The organism is Pseudanabaena sp. PCC 9330 (genome assembly GCF_055795045.1).
Map to the genome: position 1 here is coordinate 1 of NZ_JAYFES010000013.1, position 1,796 is coordinate 1,796.

Annotated in this window: 3 protein-coding genes; 2 read left to right on the forward strand and 1 reads right to left on the reverse strand. The window is 53.4% G+C overall.

Annotation, left to right across the window (positions count from 1 at the left end; translation table 11 throughout):
- Together AC0QKW_RS00330 and AC0QKW_RS00335 are read left to right on the forward strand one after the other, a co-directional pair.
- On the forward strand, positions 1-162 hold a 162-nt coding region (locus AC0QKW_RS00330), incomplete at its 5' end, for an IS3 family transposase (protein WP_473149088.1).
- A 142-nt stretch (positions 163-304) separates the two neighbouring features.
- Complete coding sequence (locus AC0QKW_RS00335) at positions 305-910, forward strand: plasmid pRiA4b ORF-3 family protein (protein ID WP_473149086.1); 606 nt, start codon at positions 305-307, stop codon at positions 908-910.
- 212 nt (positions 911-1,122) lie between these two features.
- On the opposite strand, the gene AC0QKW_RS00340 is transcribed toward AC0QKW_RS00335, so the two are convergent.
- The gene (locus AC0QKW_RS00340) at positions 1,123-1,680 is read right to left on the reverse strand and encodes a hemerythrin domain-containing protein (protein ID WP_473149087.1); all 558 of its coding nucleotides are present in this window, start codon (positions 1,678-1,680) and stop codon (positions 1,123-1,125) included.
- Between the last annotated feature and the right edge of the window lie 116 nt (positions 1,681-1,796).

A 1,796-nucleotide genomic window follows, 5' to 3' on the forward strand; every position in this document is an offset into this window, starting at 1 on the left:
CCCAGGATCTTCTCAACCCGTGCCCTGGCCCGCACCGTTATTGCTGAATGGATTGAGGTTTTCTATAACCGACAGCGGTTGCACTCAACCCTTGGATGCCTGTCACCAGTGCAGTTTGAAGACAACTATTGGCTCTCTCTAGAGGGCCTGAAGGCAGCTTAAATTACCTGTCCACTTTCTTGAGTCAAGATCAGTTTCTTATCGCACTATTGCTCATGACTTGAAGCTTAACAAAACGACCGTGACGGAGATTGTCAAACGGCACCGGCAAGCCCATCCTGATTTTCAACCCCCGAGATCTAAAATGGCTCCTCGAAAGAAAGCCCAGTCTGTTTACCAACTCAAGATTACGCTCAGAGACATCCGACCACCGATTTGGCGACGGGTGCAGGTGCGTAGCGATGCCACGCTAGGGCATCTGCATTGGGTCATTCAGTTTGCAATGGGTTGGACAAACTCCCATCTCCATTCGTTTACGATTCATGGGGTCGACTACGGGGAGCCGATGCCTGAGTTGGGCTTTGATGAACTGGGACTGCGTAACGAGCAGCCGGTCAAATTGAGCAAGGTTATTGCAGGAGAGGGGGTTAAGTTCTCATACCTCTATGACTTTGGCGACTCTTGGGAGCACGATATTTTGGTTGAGAAGGTGCTACCCGCTGAGTCTGATGCCAGCTATCCTGTTTGCATTAAGGCCAAACGCGCCTGCCCCCCTGAAGACTGTGGCGGCGTTTGGGGCTATCAGAATGTTCTAGACGCGATCCGATCCGCCGACCATCCAGAACATGAGGAAATGCTCGAATGGGTAGGCGGGTTCTTCGACCCAGAGGATGCTGAACTCGACGAGATCAATATGCTACTGAAGACGATTCCTCATGACACGGCTAATTTTAATGGCTACATCCCTTGATGGGAAAGGAATACAGCCTTAGCGTAGGTTTCTGTTCCATTACTACTCAACCCCCATGTTCAGGGGAAATATTAGGACGATACCAGGGGGCACCCCGCCGGGGAAGTACCGAGGGAGCGGTGGGGCTAGAAAACGTCATAGCCTACTCTCCTCAACGTAAGAGTCGAAAGGCAAGGGTTTGCTTAGCAGTGGAGGTCTCCTCGGCACCCGTTCTACTGAGATTTTTTCTGCTCCAGGGCGATCGCTGCCGGAAATAGCAGGTTATTTTCCTTATGCACATGCTGGTGCATGTCCTGCTCAAAGGTCGCTAGAGCATCGTATAGCGCCCGAAACGTATTGCAAGCCCAACCCGGCGGGGTATAGTCGTCGGTGAGCTGGCGCAGTTGAGCCAGCACCGTCCCGGCTTCGTCGTGCTCAAACTCCATGCAGTGAATGGGGTTAGCCACACTGCCGCAGTGGGACATGGGCAGGGTAGCGCTGGTCTCAATCCGCCGAATCAAGGGGAATAGCACCTGCTCCTCTTTCATCAGATGGGTAGACAGGTGAGCTGCTAGGGCCAAGAAAAGGTCTTTGATCTCAGCCAGGCGCGGTTCTTTGTCGCCGTGGACTTTGGCGACCTTGATCACTAGGGTTTCGAGCCGGGGCAGTTCACTGTGCAGGTAGGCATGGTGAATGCGCTCAATATGGTCAGTTAGTTCGCTCAGCGATCGGGTGGTCAGGTCTAGCTCAGGGGCTGGTTCGGTGGTGGCCACGTCTTCGAGCTGGGCCAAAAATGCCTCGGGGTCTATGCCCAGGGTAAGCGCAAGAAAACTATCGAGACATTGTGCTAGGTTGCGAGCCCTGCAGCAAGGACAGTGAGCATGTAGTCAGGACTCATTGAGGCTCG